14 protein-coding genes are annotated in these 13,653 nt (G+C 64.5%); 8 read left to right on the top strand and 6 right to left on the bottom strand.

The window, feature by feature from the left end:
* The first annotated feature begins 3 nt into the window (after nucleotides 1–3).
* Together HV753_RS06690 and HV753_RS06685 are read left to right on the top strand one after the other, a co-directional pair.
* Nucleotides 4–969 (top strand): LysR substrate-binding domain-containing protein, encoded by a 966-nt coding sequence (locus HV753_RS06690; RefSeq protein ID WP_175173591.1) that lies wholly within the window; start codon nucleotides 4–6, stop codon nucleotides 967–969.
* The gene (locus tag HV753_RS06685; protein WP_217481438.1) at nucleotides 966–1,520 is read left to right on the top strand and encodes a DUF4952 domain-containing protein; all 555 of its coding nucleotides are present in this window, start codon (nucleotides 966–968) and stop codon (nucleotides 1,518–1,520) included. Before HV753_RS06690 ends, HV753_RS06685 begins: the two co-directional genes overlap by 4 nt.
* Nucleotides 1,521–1,522: 2 nt before the next feature.
* On the opposite strand, the gene HV753_RS06680 is transcribed toward HV753_RS06685, so the two are convergent.
* Genes HV753_RS06680 through HV753_RS06670 form a run of 3 tightly spaced genes read right to left on the bottom strand, consistent with a single transcriptional unit; the run spans nucleotide 1,523 to nucleotide 4,086 of the window.
* Nucleotides 1,523–2,311 (bottom strand): ABC transporter ATP-binding protein, encoded by a 789-nt coding sequence (locus HV753_RS06680; RefSeq protein ID WP_175173590.1) that lies wholly within the window; start codon nucleotides 2,309–2,311, stop codon nucleotides 1,523–1,525.
* Entirely contained in the window at nucleotides 2,299–3,069 is a 771-nt protein-coding gene (locus HV753_RS06675; protein WP_175173589.1) for an ABC transporter permease, read from the bottom strand. Before HV753_RS06675 ends, HV753_RS06680 begins: the two co-directional genes overlap by 13 nt.
* A gap of 18 nt (nucleotides 3,070–3,087) precedes the next feature.
* The gene (locus HV753_RS06670; protein ID WP_175173588.1) at nucleotides 3,088–4,086 is read right to left on the bottom strand and encodes an aliphatic sulfonate ABC transporter substrate-binding protein; all 999 of its coding nucleotides are present in this window, start codon (nucleotides 4,084–4,086) and stop codon (nucleotides 3,088–3,090) included.
* A gap of 265 nt (nucleotides 4,087–4,351) precedes the next feature.
* On the opposite strand from HV753_RS06670, the gene HV753_RS06665 reads away from it, so the two are divergent.
* The 4 genes from HV753_RS06665 (at nucleotide 4,352) to HV753_RS06650 (ending at nucleotide 7,823) form a co-directional block, all read left to right on the top strand.
* Nucleotides 4,352–5,539, top strand: coding sequence for an NAD(P)/FAD-dependent oxidoreductase (locus HV753_RS06665; protein ID WP_175173587.1), 1,188 nt, complete (start codon nucleotides 4,352–4,354; stop codon nucleotides 5,537–5,539).
* Between the two features lie 4 nt (nucleotides 5,540–5,543).
* Nucleotides 5,544–6,068 carry a HutD/Ves family protein gene (locus HV753_RS06660; RefSeq protein WP_175173586.1) on the top strand — a complete coding sequence of 175 codons (525 nt, stop codon included), beginning with the start codon at nucleotides 5,544–5,546 and terminating at the stop codon, nucleotides 6,066–6,068.
* A 76-nt stretch (nucleotides 6,069–6,144) separates the two neighbouring features.
* On the top strand, nucleotides 6,145–6,894 hold the full coding sequence (locus HV753_RS06655) for an electron transfer flavoprotein subunit beta/FixA family protein (protein WP_175173585.1): 750 nt from the start codon (nucleotides 6,145–6,147) through the stop codon (nucleotides 6,892–6,894).
* Nucleotides 6,894–7,823 carry an electron transfer flavoprotein subunit alpha/FixB family protein gene (locus HV753_RS06650; RefSeq protein ID WP_175173584.1) on the top strand — a complete coding sequence of 310 codons (930 nt, stop codon included), beginning with the start codon at nucleotides 6,894–6,896 and terminating at the stop codon, nucleotides 7,821–7,823. Before HV753_RS06655 ends, HV753_RS06650 begins: the two co-directional genes overlap by 1 nt.
* Nucleotides 7,824–7,830: 7 nt before the next feature.
* Here HV753_RS06650 and HV753_RS06645 read toward each other — a convergent pair whose 3' ends face one another.
* The gene (locus tag HV753_RS06645; RefSeq protein WP_175173583.1) at nucleotides 7,831–8,844 is read right to left on the bottom strand and encodes a LysR family transcriptional regulator; all 1,014 of its coding nucleotides are present in this window, start codon (nucleotides 8,842–8,844) and stop codon (nucleotides 7,831–7,833) included.
* Nucleotides 8,845–8,880: 36 nt separating this feature from the next.
* The gene (gene hutG / locus HV753_RS06640) at nucleotides 8,881–9,684 is read right to left on the bottom strand and encodes an N-formylglutamate deformylase (RefSeq protein ID WP_175173582.1); all 804 of its coding nucleotides are present in this window, start codon (nucleotides 9,682–9,684) and stop codon (nucleotides 8,881–8,883) included.
* Nucleotides 9,685–10,069: 385 nt separating this feature from the next.
* On the opposite strand from hutG, the gene HV753_RS06635 reads away from it, so the two are divergent.
* Both HV753_RS06635 and HV753_RS06630 read left to right on the top strand, forming a co-directional pair.
* The gene (locus tag HV753_RS06635) at nucleotides 10,070–10,870 is read left to right on the top strand and encodes a class I SAM-dependent methyltransferase (RefSeq protein WP_175173581.1); all 801 of its coding nucleotides are present in this window, start codon (nucleotides 10,070–10,072) and stop codon (nucleotides 10,868–10,870) included.
* A 245-nt stretch (nucleotides 10,871–11,115) separates the two neighbouring features.
* Nucleotides 11,116–12,681 (top strand): ABC transporter substrate-binding protein, encoded by a 1,566-nt coding sequence (locus HV753_RS06630; protein WP_175173580.1) that lies wholly within the window; start codon nucleotides 11,116–11,118, stop codon nucleotides 12,679–12,681.
* Between the two features lie 15 nt (nucleotides 12,682–12,696).
* On the opposite strand, the gene HV753_RS06625 is transcribed toward HV753_RS06630, so the two are convergent.
* A complete protein-coding gene (locus HV753_RS06625) occupies nucleotides 12,697–13,614 on the bottom strand; it encodes a LysR family transcriptional regulator (protein WP_175173579.1) in 918 nt (305 codons plus the stop codon).
* Nucleotides 13,615–13,653: the final 39 nt, after the last annotated feature.

Here is a 13,653-nt window from a genome sequence, read left to right as displayed (position 1 = left end):
CCCATGGCCGATCTCCCCAACCATACACCACCGCTGGCCGCCTTGCGTGCCTTTGAAGCCGTTGCCCGGTTGGGCAGCCTGAGCCGCGCCGCCGTGGAATTACACGTGACCAAGAGCGCCGTGAGCCATCAGCTGCGCGCGCTGGAAACCGACCTGGGGGTTTCGCTGCTGCGGCGCGGCGGCACCGTGCGCCGCGCCGAAACCACCGAAGCGGGGGCGGATTTGCTGGCTTCCGTACAACAGGCCTTGACCCTTTTGGAGACCGCCTGCCGCCATGCAAGGGCCACGGCACGCGGCCGCCGGCGCTACACACTGAACGTGTCGGCCAATCCGTCGCTGGCCGCTTTGTGGCTGGCGCCGCGCATCGGCCGCTTCATCGAACTGCATCCCGACATTGGCGTGCAGGTGTACCTGCATGCCAGCCAAGACCCCGCCTGGAAGAGTCAGGACATTGATCTGGCCTTTCTGCATGTGCGCGCGCACGGGCCGCACCTGGCCGCGCATGGCGACATTCCCCTGATGACCGAAACCGTCGTGCCCGTGTGCAGCCCCACGCTGATCGCCGAGGCGGATCGTGGCGACCCGCGTGTGTTCCTGCGCCATCGCTGGCTGGAGGAAAAGCACATCGATAGCCCCGAGACCGATTGGCGGACCTGGCGCCCACGGCTGGGCCTGGCCGAATCGGACGGGCAAGAGCCCATGGTGCTGAGCGGACTAAGCACCGTCGTGGCCGCGGCGGCGGCCGGCGTCGGCATTGCGTTGGGCCGGGCGCCCTTGATCGATGAAGACCTGGCCAGCGGACGGCTGGTGGCGTTGATGCCGCAGTTGCGGATGCCGGGATCGTGGGGCTACGTCATGCGCATCCACGCCAACCGGCCCATGGATGCTTCCCTGCCGACGCTGGTGGAATTCCTGGCCGAAGAAGGGCGCAGCACGGGCCCGTGGCAGCAACAATCGAGTCAGCCATGAATCTGATGTCGCGCTTGGGCAGCGCGGTGCTGCTGCCCTGGTATCTTTTGGTGTTGGCGGGCACGGCACGCGCAGAGGCGTTGAGCCCGGCCCAATCCCCAGCCCAGACCCCAGCCCAGACCCCAGCACAGACCCCAGCCCAATCCCTGGCCGACTGGCAAGCGCATGGCCGCGCCGCTGGCCTGGCCCGCCCTGATACGCCATGCCAGGATTTCCTTCAGACCCTGGGCAAGAAACCGGACTATGTTCAATACCTGGGCTGCGAGCAGGACGATGATTCCTACATCCAACCCATGGATGCCCGCTACCGCGTCAGCGGTGCCGACGCCGTGGCGATGGAAGCCTATCTGGGCCAGGCGTTCGGCATGCCCCCACTGACATTCGTCTGTTGCGGATGGAGCAGCGGCAAGCCCTTTTTCTGGAAGGGTGGGCCGGACGGCGTGGCCTACGAGATCGGGATGGGCGTGGAGACGCCAAGCTATCCACGCGACCAATGGCACAAGATTCCCAGCTTCGACATCACGGTTGGCGTGATACGCAAGAGCCCGTAATCCTATTCGCTTGCCAGTTCCATGCTGCGCGTGACTTCTTCCTGCACACGCTCCCAGATGGACCGCTTCAGCTCCACAAAACGCGGTGACAGCTGCACGTCCGCGCTGCGTGGATGCGGCAGGTCGTTGTGGATGTCTTGCACGATGCGGCCGGGCTTGGAACCCATCACGGCCATGCGCGTGGACAAGGTCAGGGCTTCGTCGATCGAGTGCGTGATGAAGACGATCGTCTTGCCGCTTTGCTCGTAGATCGACAGCAACTGGTCCTGCAACACCTGGCGCGTCATGGCGTCCAGCGCGGCAAAGGGTTCGTCGAACAACATCACGTCCGGATCATTGGCCAGCACGCGCGCAATCGACACCCGCTGCTTCATGCCGCCCGACAACGCATGCGGGTACTTTTCGGCCGCCGCCTTCAAGCCCACCATCTCGATGTACTTGCGGGCGATGGGCGCGCGTTCCTGCTTGGACATGCCGCGCATCTTCAAGCCGAATTCCACGTTTTCCTGCACCGTGCGCCAGGGAAACAATGCGTACTGCTGGAACACCATGCCGCAGGCTGCCGTCACGTCGGTGACGGTGCGGCCGTTGATGGCGATGGTGCCGGTATTGGGCGTGATGAAGCCCGCCATCAGGTTCAGCAACGTGGACTTGCCGCAGCCGGACGCGCCCAGCAGCACCAGGAATTCGCCGCGCTTGACCTCCAGGTCCACGCGGTCCAGCACGGCAACGTCGCCATAGCTTTTCGACACGCCGGACAACTGGATCATCGTATCGTTCATCGTTGCCATGCCAGCACCCATCGTTCAAGAAGCCGCAAACACAGATCGGTCACCAACACGGTGAAGCTGATCAGGACCATGCCCAGCACCACGGTGTCGGTCTGGAAGAATTCCTTGCCGTTCATGATCATGAAACCCAGGCCTTCCTTGGACGCCACCAGCTCGGCTGAAATCACACAGGTCCAGGACAGGCCCAGGATGATCTTCATGCCTGACAGGATCTGCGGCAGGCAGCCAGGGAACAGCACCTCGCGCATGACCTGCCAGCGGTTGGCGCCCAGATTGCGTGCCGCCCGCACCAGCACCGGGTCGATGCTGCGCGACGCTTCCATCACATACAGCAGCGCCGGCACGAACGACCCCATGAACACAATGCTGTACTTCTGCGTTTCGGTGATGCCGAACCACAGCAGCGACAGCGGTATCCAGCTCATGGATGGCAGCGGGCGCAGGAAGGAAATGATGGGGTCGAACACCGCCCGCGCCACCTTGGAGGTGCCCAGCAGGATGCCCAGCGGAATGGCCACGGCAACCGCCGCCAGAAAGCCCACCATCACGCGGCGCGTGGAGGCCAGCACGTTGTAGAACAGCGTGCCCTGGTCAGACAGCGATAGCGCCCGCGCCAGGACCTGGGACGGCGCGGGCAGGAAGATGGGATCGACCGCGCCAGCGCGGCACAGGCCTTCCCACAGCAACAGAAAACTCAGAAGCGACAACACGCTGACCCAGATCAGCCGTGTTTCCCTTGAAGACGAACGCTTGGACATGGACGAACGGTTCCGTGCTTACAGGTACTTGGCCTGGACCCAGTCCTTGACCTGGGGAGCCTTGTCGATCTGCTTGAGCGACACGAGCATTTCGGCCAATTGCTGCATGCCCGCGACGAAGTTGCCCGGGTCCACCATCAACGCCTTCTGGTCCGCGGCGGAATACCACTGCGTCTGCTTGATGACGGCCAGTTGTTCGTCCTTCGACAAGCCGGTCAGTTCCAGCAGCACCCCGGCAGCTTCCTCGGGTTGCTCCGTCAGCATGGCGTTGGCCTGGAAGACGGCGCGCAGGAATTGCTTCACGGCTTCCGGGTTCTCGCGGCCCAGCTTGGCGTGCGTCAGCAGCACGTCCGGCCCGGGGGTGATGGCGTACTGCTTGTAGAGCGAGAACGCCGTGTCGTCCAGCAGCACGTGCGTGCCCGGCACGGCCTTGATGCGGTCGAATGCCGGCGTCCAGGCGACCGCCGCGTCGACCTGCTTGCCCTGGTAGGCGGACAGCAGGTTGGTGGCCGGCAGATTGATGATGGATACGTCGCGGTCGGGGTCCAGGCCAGCCTGGCGCAGCACGTCCAGCAGCAGCACATGGGCGCTGGACGCATAGGTCACGCCGATTTTCTTGCCCTTGAGGTCGGCGACCGACTTGACGTCTTCGCGCACCAGCACGCCTTCGGCGCGGCCGAAGTTGTTGGGCGTGGCGATCACCTGGAACTGGCGCGCACCCGCCGCCATCAGGGCCAGTGACGACACCACGCCGGTGCCGGCCAGATCGATATTGCCGGCCATCACGGCGCTCATGCGGTCGGACGACGTGGCGAAGCTCTGCCACTTGATGTCCAGGCCCTGTTTGGCGAACAGCCCCGTCTTCATGGCGATATAGGCCGAATAATGGCCTAGCCAGGCAGAGCCGCCATAGGTGTAGGACGCCGTGGCGGCGCGGCCGATCATGGGAAACCCCAGGGCGCTGGCGCCCGCAAGGGCTGCGGAGCGCACCAGCATGGCGCGGCGAGTCATGTTCATATTTTTCCCCTACTTGAATGTAGATTGACTGATAGATGTCATGTCGCCGGCACTCTGGGGTGCGGCAAGCCAGACTGTCGCCCGGCCGCCGCGTGACGGCGTGAATATAAGAAGCGGCGATGGTCAACATTCGTCACGCTTAAGCAATCCATCGCGGACGACGGATTTTCAGCGGCGGCTTTATTCAGTATTCGCGGCGCTTATATTGCGGTGGTCTGGAAAGGGCAGGCTCACACTCGCGGCACTTGTCCTTGGAGCCTTGCTCGTGAAAAGTTTTGACGTGATCGTGATTGGTGCCGGCGTGATCGGCAGTTCCGTGGCTTTCCACCTGGCTGAGCTGGGCGCCAAGCGCGTGCTGGTGCTGGACCGCGCCACGATCGGCGCGGGCACGACTTCGCAGTCTTCCGGAATCTTGCGCACGCATTATTCGGTGCGCGAGAACGTGGAGCTGGCCCAGCGGTCCTGGAATGTCTTCAACAACTTTGCCAGCTACGTGGGTGACGACGAGGCCTCTTGTGGCCTGGTCAAGTGCGGCTACCTGATCAGCGCAGCCGACAACGACAAGCTGGAACCCTTGCGCAGCGCGCTGGACCAACAACGGGCGCAAGGCATTGCGCTGGAACTGCTGAATGCCGCCCAGGCGCGCGAGCTGCTGCCCATCGCGTCGTTCGACGATGCCGCGCTGATCGGCTTTGAACCGGACGCCGGTTTTGCCGACGCCTATCTGGTGGCCACCAGCTTTGCGCGCGGCGCGCGCCGGCGTGGCGTGACCATCCGCGAAAACGTCGACGTCAAGAAACTGCTGGTTGAAAATGGCCGCGTGGTGGGCGTGTCCACGTCCGAAGGCGATTACGCCAGCCCGCTGGTGATCAGCACCCAGAACATCTGGACATCGGAACTGGCGGCCTGGACCGGCGTGGCAATGCCCGTCGTGCCCGAGCGCCATGCCGTGCTGGCGCTGGAATGCGAGGCCGCGCCCTACACATATGCCATGCCCGTCTACAAAGACCTGGCTTCGCCGGGCATGCTGTATTGCCGCAGTTATGGCGGCAACCAGATGCTGGTGAGCGAAGGCATCGTGGGCGAAGCCCTGCAAAAGAGCGATGCCGAGCAGGGCGACATCCCACTGGACTACGTGGTGGAAGTGGGCGAACAGGTGGCTGCGCGCTTTCCCGCCTATGAGACGGCCGGCTTGGCGTCGTCCTGGACCGGCGTGTACGACGTGACGCCCGACTGGAACCCCGTGCTGGGCCGTGTGCCTGGCGTGCAGGGGTTGATCGTGGGCTTCGGCTTTTCGGGCCATGGCTTCAAGTTGTCGCCGACGGTCGGCCGAGTGCTGGCCCAGGAAGCGCTGGGGCTGCCGACCGACGTCTCGCTCAAGCCCTACGACATCGGTCGCTTTGAAAGCGGCGCGTTGCTCACCGGCAAGTACGGCCTTGGCGCCGTCTCGTGATCCGATGCATCTGACTCTGGCGGATTGGCAGGCGTTGCCAGCCGAACCGTGGAAGAACGGCGGCGGCGTCACCCGGACAGTGGCAAGGGATGCTGATGCAGCGGCCGCGCGCTGGCGCGTCAGCATCGCGGACATCGCCCGCGACGGCCCGTATTCGCGCTTTCCCGGCTATGACCGCGTATCGGTCGTGCTGACGGGGCAAGGCGTGGCGTTGCACGGGGCGGGCATGGAGGTTGTCCTGCTGCCTGGCGTGGCCACGACTTTCCCCGGTGACATCGCCTTCCAATCCCGCTTGCTGGGCGAGCCCGTGCAAGTGTTGAACGTGTTCGTGCGGCGCGATGCGGCCCGGGTCACGGTGTCTTGCGTGGGGTTGACGCAGATCGCCGTGATCGCCGGGCGGTTGGCGGATGGAGCCGAAGCGCTCCAGCAGTTCCATTGGACCGTTGACGTCCACGCCGGCCCGCCGCGCCAGGACGGAGTCGATGCCGTACTGCTGGATTTGCAGGTGGCCGCGTGCCGTGCCGCCTGATCCCCTTCTTTTCCCTGCCCGTCGCGCGTTTCGCAGGCGCGGGGGCGCATTGATTCCTTGATCCAGGAGTGTTCGCATGAAGGTAATAGCCGCGGTCAAGCGCGTGGTTGACTACAACGTCAACGTGCGCGTCAAGGCCGACCAGAGCGGCGTGGACATCGGCAACGTCAAAATGTCGATGAACCCGTTCGATGAAATCGCCGTCGAGGCAGCGGTGCGCATGAAAGAGCAGGGCGTGGCGGCAGAAGTGGTCGCCGTGTCGTGCGGCACGGCGCCGTCGCAGGAAACACTGCGCACGGCGCTGGCGATTGGCGCCGACCGGGGCGTGCTGGTGCAGACCGACGCCGTGTTGCAACCGCTGGCCGTCGCCAAGCTGCTGTCTGCCGTGGTGCGACATGAGCAGCCCGCGCTGGTGATCCTGGGCAAGCAGGCGATCGACGATGACGCCTGCCAGACCGGGCAGATGCTTGCCGCCTTGCTGGGCTGGCCACAAGCCACCAACGCCAGCGCCATCGAGATCGACAACGGCACGGCGCGCATCACCCGCGAGGTGGACGGCGGCCTGGAAGTGCTGGAGCTGACCTTGCCTGCCATTGTCACCGCCGATCTTCGGCTGAACGAGCCGCGCTACGTCACGCTGCCCAACATCATGAAGGCCAAGAAGAAGCCGGTGGACATCCTGACGCCCGAGACGCTGGGCGTGGATCCGGTATCGCGCCTGGAGACGTTGCGCGTGGAATCCCCCACGGCGCGCGCCCCTGGCATCCAGGTGGCCGATGTGGCCGCGCTGGTCGACAAACTGAAAAACGAAGCCAAGGTGATCTGATGACGGTCCTTGTTATTGCGGAACACGACAACCGTGCGCTGGCCGGCGCCACGCGCAACGCCATTGCCGCTGCCGGCAAGCTGGGCATGCCGATCCATGTGCTGGTGGCGGGGGCCGGTGCCCGCGCCGTCGCGGACGCTGCGGCCGCCGTCGCAGGCGTCGAAAAAGTGCTGCTGGCCGATGCGCCGCATCTGGGGGACGGCCTGGCCGAGAACCTGGCCGCGCAGGCGGTGACGGTGGCGGGCGCCTATACCCATGTATTCCTGGCCGCCACCACGCAGGGCAAGAGCGTGGCCCCGCGCATCGCCGCCTTGTTGGATGTGGCGCAGGTGTCGGACGTGATCGAAGTGGTGGCCCCAGACACGTACAAGCGTCCGATTTACGCGGGCAACGCCATCGCGACGGTCAAGACCGCCTACCCGGTGGTCGTGGCGACCATTCGTCCGACGGCATTTGACGCGGTGTCCGCCGAGGGCGGCAGCGCACAGGTCGAGGCCGTGGCTGCCGTGGCCGACATGGGATTGGCGCGCTTCAAGCAGCGCGACATCGTGGTGTCGGAACGCCCCGAATTGGGCGGGGCGCGCGTGGTGGTGTCAGGCGGACGCGGCTTGGGCAGCGCGGACAATTTCAAGCTGCTGGAGCCCTTGGCGGAAAAGCTGGGCGCGGCCCTGGGGGCGTCGCGCGCTGCGGTGGATGCGGGCTACGCACCCAACGACTGGCAAGTGGGGCAGACCGGAAAGATCGTGGCGCCAGAACTGTACGTGGCGGTGGGCATCTCGGGCGCGATCCAGCATCTGGCCGGCATGAAAGATTCCAAGACCATCGTGGCCATCAATAAGGACGGCGACGCGCCGATCTTCGGCGTGGCGGATTACGGTCTGGTGGGCGATCTGTTTGAAGCGGTGCCCGCCTTGACGGCATCGCTATAGGCGCGCGTCAACGCCGCATGCTGCGCCATAGCGTGGCAGGCGGCAAGCCCAGGGCCGGGGCGATGTCTTTCTGGATCAGGCGTTCCACCGCCATCAGGATCACGTCCCGCGCCTCGGTGGGCAGCTTGCCCACTTCCTGCTGGCGTGCCGCCAGGTACAGCGTGCGTGACAGGCTGGGGTCGTCGCTGCGGGCCACGCCCAGGTAGGGCGCCAGGGGCAGCACGCGCAACTGATCCACGAAATGGCGCGACTGCCAGATGCATAGCGGCGTGCTGATCGCAAAGCCGATGCCCGCCGTGACCAGGCTGAGCAGCGGATCGGTATTGTCGAATTCAAAGGTGCGTTCGATCATCACGTCGTGCGATTCGATCAGACGGTCGATCTCGGCGCCGATGAATGACCGCGCGCTGTAGCGGATGAATTGCGTGCGCTTGCCCAAGTCCTTCAGCGTGCCGATCTTGTCCATGTCCATCGTGCGCGGCACGATCAGCACATAGGGTTCGCTGAACAGGCTGTACTTCTTGATGGTGGGCTTGCCGGCCACGGCGCTGGTCGTGACCACCAGGTCCAGTTGCCGGTCTTCCAGCTGCTTGTCCAGCACGGGCGTGATGCCCGACCACAGCCGGATCTGGCGAGATGCGCCCGACAAGCCGTGGATCAGCGTGGGCCCCAAGGTGCCCGCAAAGGAATCCACGCAGCCGAAACGGACGATGTTGCGTTTGGCCCGGCTCAGGTTGCGCACGCTTTCCGTCATGTCGCCCGCTTGGGCCAGCAGGCGCGCGGCATGGTCGAACAGCAGCTCGCCCGCCGGTGTCGGCCGTGCCGGCCGCGTGCTGCGGTCCAGCAGTTCGGTCGACATGGCGGCCTCCAGCTGCTTGATCCGTTGCGATACCGCCGCCTGGGACAACCCCAGCAAGCGTGCCGCACCGGACACGGATGCGGCCTCCACCACCGCCACCCAGGTCAGCAGCAGGCTCCACTCGGGATAGTTTTCCGTCGTGCTGAAGGAAAAGCGGTTCATCGCCTGCGGCGTCCGGGACATGGCGGCAGGGCGCGATCAGCGTTGGCGTGCCGTGGTCTGCCGCAGGGCCGCCTGCACCATGCCTTCGACCACCGGAATGACCTTGCCGGCCAGGTCCGCGCGCCAGCCATACGGATGCGTTTCGTCCATGTAGGTGGACTGGCACATTTCCAATTGGATGGCGTGGATGTTGTCAGCGGGCGAGCCGTAGTGGCGCGTGATGTAGCCGCCCTTGAAGCGGCCATTGATGGCCCAGGTGTAATCCGTGCAGCCGTCCAGTTGTTCTTTGACGGCCGCCAGGATGTCGGGGGCGCAAGCCGCGCCATCGGAGGTGCCGATGTTCAGGTCGGGCAGCTTGCCCTCGAACAGGCGCGGCAACACGCTGGCGATGGAGTGGGCTTCCCACAACAGCACGGTGCCGTGCTCGGCCTTGATGCGGTCCAGCTCTTCGCGCAGCTTGGCGTGATAGGGCTGCCAATAGGCTTGCAGGCGGTGCGCGCGTTCGGCATCCGTCAGCACGGCGTCGTTTTGGTAGAGCGCATCCCCACGGAACGTCTGGGCGGGGCACAGGCCGGTCTTGGTCTGGCCGGGATACAGGCTCTCGTCGTTGGGCGGACGGTTCAGGTCCACGACATAGCGCGAATAGCGCGCGCCGATCACCGACGCGCCCAGCGCCTGGGCGAATTGATACAGCGTATCCAGGTGCCAGTCCGTGTCGCCGGACTGCAAGCCCAAGGCCGTCATTTGCGCGCGTTGCGCATCGGGGATCTGGCTGCCCAAATGGGGAATGGAGATCAGCAGCGGGGCGGTGCCACGACTGAAATGATAAATATCGCTCAAGGGAAAACTCCGGGAACAAAGAGGCGCAGCGGAACCAGCCGCGAAGGACGGGTACCCGTATCCGTATGCTAGGCAGCGGGATCCCTCACGGCAATTGCATCAGTTTAATGGATATTGATAATCGGGATGGGTGATGCAAATGCCAAACCAAATGCCAAGCATCATTGACCCTGGACCGTGAAGTTCGATTGGCTTTTCGGTAGAATTCCGGCATCTTCAAGGAGCGCATCGAAGTGATCCTCTAAAGCCGATAAGAATCCGACTGCCGTGCCCAGCGTCTGCTGCGGGGCGCTGTCGTGCCCGGCCGGCGCCACCGCACCGGCCTTCATTCTTATGCATGCTGGCGCCAAGGCGCCGCGCACGCAATGGTTTCACAGGACTCTTGATGATGGCTTCCTCCTCTTCTTCATTCGATTTTCTCGCTCATAACCGGGCCGCGTGGGACAAGCTTGCCGCGCAGGACTGCGCGTGGTCGCGTCCCGTCAACGCCGACGTCATCGCCGCCGCGCGTGCTGGCCAGTGGGCAGTGCAACTGACGCCAGGGCCATTGCCGCACGGCTGGCTAGACCAGCCCCAGGGACTGCGCATTCTGTGCCTGGCCTCGGCCGGCGGCCAGCAGGCGCCGGTGCTGGCCGCGGCCGGTGCGCACGTGACGGTGTTGGACGCTTCGGAAAAGCAGCTCGGCCAGGACCGCCACGTGGCCACCCGTGATGGGCTGGCGTTGGACGCCATCCAGGGCGACATGCGTGATCTATCGGTATTTGCCGATGGCACGTTCGACGTTGTGTTCCACCCGATCTCGAACCTGTATGTGCCAGACGTGCGTCCCGTGTGGCGCGAGTGCCATCGCGTGTTGCGACGCGGCGGACGCCTGCTGTCCAGCTTCTATAACCCGATCGTATTCGTGGGCGACCGCGATCCGGCCTATGCGGAGCAAGGTGTGATCCGGCCGGTGCATCCTTTGCCCTATGCCGATACCCGGGACTTGGACCCGACTGCGCTGCAAGCCAAGCTGGCGCGTGGCGAGGCGGTGGTGTTCGGGCACAGCCTGGCAGACCAGATCGGCGGACAGTTGGAAGCGGGCTTTCTGCTTGCCGGGTTCCACGAAGATCATGCGCCCACACCTCGCTTCCTGATCGACCGCTACGTGCCGACGTTTTTGGCGACATACGCCGTCAAGCCATAGCGTGCCGCCCGGGCTCTTGGTGTTTTCCCGGAGGCAGGGCTTTTTTTGTCTCTCAGTACTAACCATTAGCCGATGCAGGCGTCCCCGCGCGGCGGCCGGAAAAAGCGCCAACGTATAACCCCCAGGAATAGCCTAAGCAGCTCAAGGACTTTGACGCCATGGTGTCCCGATTCTAGTCTGTGGTCACGCCGTACCTCCGACTGCAAATATTGAATGCCGCCAGCGTGCGGCGCACAAGGGAAGTCATGAATCGTCCTGTACATCTCGTCCTGGCGGCCGCGCTTCTGGCGGCCTGTGGCACCGGTCTTGCAACGCCGGCACAAGCGCAGGAGCGCCCCGTGCTGCGCGTCAGTTCGGGCGCTGCCGACAACGCCACGCTGGACCCTCACCGCGCGACGTCCACCGCGGACAAAGGGGTGGCGGCACAAATGTTCAATGCGCTGGTGCGGTTTCCGGCCGGCAGCGCGGATCCGAAGGCGTTGCAGGCGGATCTGGCCGAGCGCTGGGAAGCTTCCGCTGACAGCAAGGTGTGGACCTTCCACCTTCGTCACGGCGTCCAGTTCCATGGCGGCTATGGCGAGTTGAAGGCCGATGACGTGGTTTATTCGATTCAGCGCGCGGGCGACCCCAACCGCTCCAGCTTCGCGGCCACCTTCGCCATCATCGACAAGGTCGAGGCGGTGGACGACTACACCGTGCGCTTCACCCTGAAGTATCCCGACGCAACCTTCCTGGGCCGCGTATCCAACTATCACGGCGGCAACATCGTCAGCAAGAAGGCGGCCGAGAAACTGGGCGACAAATTCGGCGCGGGGCCGATCGGCACGGGCCCCTTCGCCTTTGGCGAACACGTCACCCAGCAGTACGTGAAGCTGGTGGCCAACGATGCCTACTTCGGTGGCAAGCCCAAGCTGGGCGGGATCCTGTACCGCATGATTCCGTCGGACAGCGCGCGCGAACTGGCCTTCACGTCGAACGAGATCGACGTGATGCAAGGCAAGCGTGAGCAACGCTGGGTGGAACGGTCGGCCAAGCGCGGCATGAAGATCGATATCTTCGAGCCCGCCGAATTCCGGACCTTGCACATCAATCGCAACATCAAGCCGCTGGACAACGTGAAGGTGCGCCAGGCCGTCGCCGCCGCGATCAATGTGGACGAGATCGTGCGGTACGCGGGCAAGGACGTGGCCGACAAGGGGTGTTCCGTGGTGCCCAACGGCTATCTGGGCCAGGACTGTAGCGCAGGCGCTTACGTCTACGACGTGGAACGCGCCAAGAAGCTGCTGGCGGAAGCGGGCTTCCCCAATGGCGTGGAGATCAAGGCCGTGGTGTCGAATATCTCGGCGCAGCAGCCCATCATGGAAATCGTGCAGGCGCAGCTGGCCAAGGCGGGCATCAAACTCAATATGGAAGTGGTCGACCACGCGACCTACCAGGCCAAGAGCCGCCAGGACTTGAGCGGGCTGGTGTTCTACGGCGCGGCGCGTTTCCCCAACGCCGATACCTACCTGACCGAGTTCTACGATTCCGCCGCCGCCATCGGAGCACCCGCGGCCATGTCGAATTTCTCACATTGCTCGGTGGCCGATGATGCGATCCGCCGCGCTCGCGTGGAGCCGGATGCGCAGAAGCAGCTGGCCTTGTGGAAGGACGCGCAGGTGAAGATCCATGACGACGTTTGCGCCATTCCGCTGTTTGGCCTGAAGCAGGTGTGGGCGCGCGGCGATCGCGTGAACTACGGCTACACCTTGAGCGGCGCGCTGAACTTGCAGCCGCCCATCACCGAACTGACGACGGTGACCGCACCCTGACGCGGGCCACAGCCGTCACTGGCCCTTGAGCACTTCGCGGGAGACCTGCGCGGCCACGTCGCGGGCTTCCTCGACGAAGGTCTCGACCAGCGCCGCGTTGCGCGAGGTATGCACGCGGCACAACTGGAAGTGGAACAGCAGCTCTGGATCAAACCGCCGCAACACCATGCGGCTGTGCAACCCTTCGGCGAATAACGGATGAATCAAGGAAACCCCCAGCCCCGCCGCGACGAATTCGCAGGCCGTGGGCGCCGTGTTGGTGTCCAGCACCACGTTCAAATGGGCATCTGCCTGGCTGAACGCCTGACGCACCAATTCGTGCGTTTGACTGTCGGCGCCGAAGGACACGAATGGCATGCCGCTCAAGTCACGCGGGCGCACCACGCGCTTGCGCGTCAGTTCGTGATTCGGCGGCATGGCGCACACCAGCGGATATTGGAACAACGGCTCGCGGTCGATGTAGGGGTTGTCGACGCGGCTGCCCACCAGCGCGACGTCGATGTGGCGGGTGGCCAGCCAATCCGCCAGGAACAGCGAGCCACGGCTTTGAATCGACACGCGCACGTCGGGATGCCGCTTCAGGAATTGCATGGTCACGCGGCGGATGAACGGGCCGGCCAGCGCGGGCAGAACGCCCACGTTCAACGTGCGCTGTTCATCGCGCCGGATCGAATCCACCGCTTGCTCCACTTGGCGCAAGCCGCTGAACACGCGGTCGATCTCTTCGTACAGCCGCATGCCTTGCACGGTGAGCGCCAGCTTGCCGCGCACGCGGTCAAAGAGCGCCAAACCCGTTTCGGCCTCCAGATGGGCCAGCAGCTTGCTCACGGCAGGCTGCGAGACCCCCAGCGCAATGGCCGCCTGGCTGGCGGTGCCGTGTTCGACGACGGCCTTGAATGCTTCGATCTGCCGCAGGTTCAACGTCTGATTCATGCCATAACCCGATTTGATGGAAACCAGCTTTCCCGTCGC

This window comes from Achromobacter pestifer, assembly GCF_902859625.1.
Lineage (GTDB): Bacteria > Pseudomonadota > Gammaproteobacteria > Burkholderiales > Burkholderiaceae_B > Achromobacter > Achromobacter pestifer.
The sequence above is the reverse complement of the archived record's forward strand: the minus strand, read 5'-3'. Positions and strand labels throughout refer to the sequence as shown.

Excerpts from the sequence above, each read along its gene's own strand:
- HV753_RS06680 (WP_175173590.1), bottom strand. The coding sequence starts at position 2,311 with ATGGCAACGATGAACGATACGATGATCCAGTTGTCCGGCGTGTCGAAA.
- HV753_RS06650 (WP_175173584.1), top strand. The coding sequence starts at position 6,894 with ATGACGGTCCTTGTTATTGCGGAACACGACAACCGTGCGCTGGCCGGC.
- HV753_RS06645 (WP_175173583.1), bottom strand. The coding sequence starts at position 8,844 with ATGAACCGCTTTTCCTTCAGCACGACGGAAAACTATCCCGAGTGGAGC.
- HV753_RS06655 (WP_175173585.1), top strand. The coding sequence starts at position 6,145 with ATGAAGGTAATAGCCGCGGTCAAGCGCGTGGTTGACTACAACGTCAAC.
- HV753_RS06690 (WP_175173591.1), top strand. The coding sequence starts at position 4 with ATGGCCGATCTCCCCAACCATACACCACCGCTGGCCGCCTTGCGTGCC.
- HV753_RS06660 (WP_175173586.1), top strand. The coding sequence starts at position 5,544 with ATGCATCTGACTCTGGCGGATTGGCAGGCGTTGCCAGCCGAACCGTGG.
- HV753_RS06670 (WP_175173588.1), bottom strand. The coding sequence starts at position 4,086 with ATGAACATGACTCGCCGCGCCATGCTGGTGCGCTCCGCAGCCCTTGCG.
- HV753_RS06635 (WP_175173581.1), top strand. The coding sequence starts at position 10,070 with ATGATGGCTTCCTCCTCTTCTTCATTCGATTTTCTCGCTCATAACCGG.
- HV753_RS06675 (WP_175173589.1), bottom strand. The coding sequence starts at position 3,069 with ATGTCCAAGCGTTCGTCTTCAAGGGAAACACGGCTGATCTGGGTCAGC.
- HV753_RS06630 (WP_175173580.1), top strand. The coding sequence starts at position 11,116 with ATGAATCGTCCTGTACATCTCGTCCTGGCGGCCGCGCTTCTGGCGGCC.
- HV753_RS06625 (WP_175173579.1), bottom strand. The coding sequence starts at position 13,614 with ATGAATCAGACGTTGAACCTGCGGCAGATCGAAGCATTCAAGGCCGTC.
- HV753_RS06685 (WP_217481438.1), top strand. The coding sequence starts at position 966 with ATGAATCTGATGTCGCGCTTGGGCAGCGCGGTGCTGCTGCCCTGGTAT.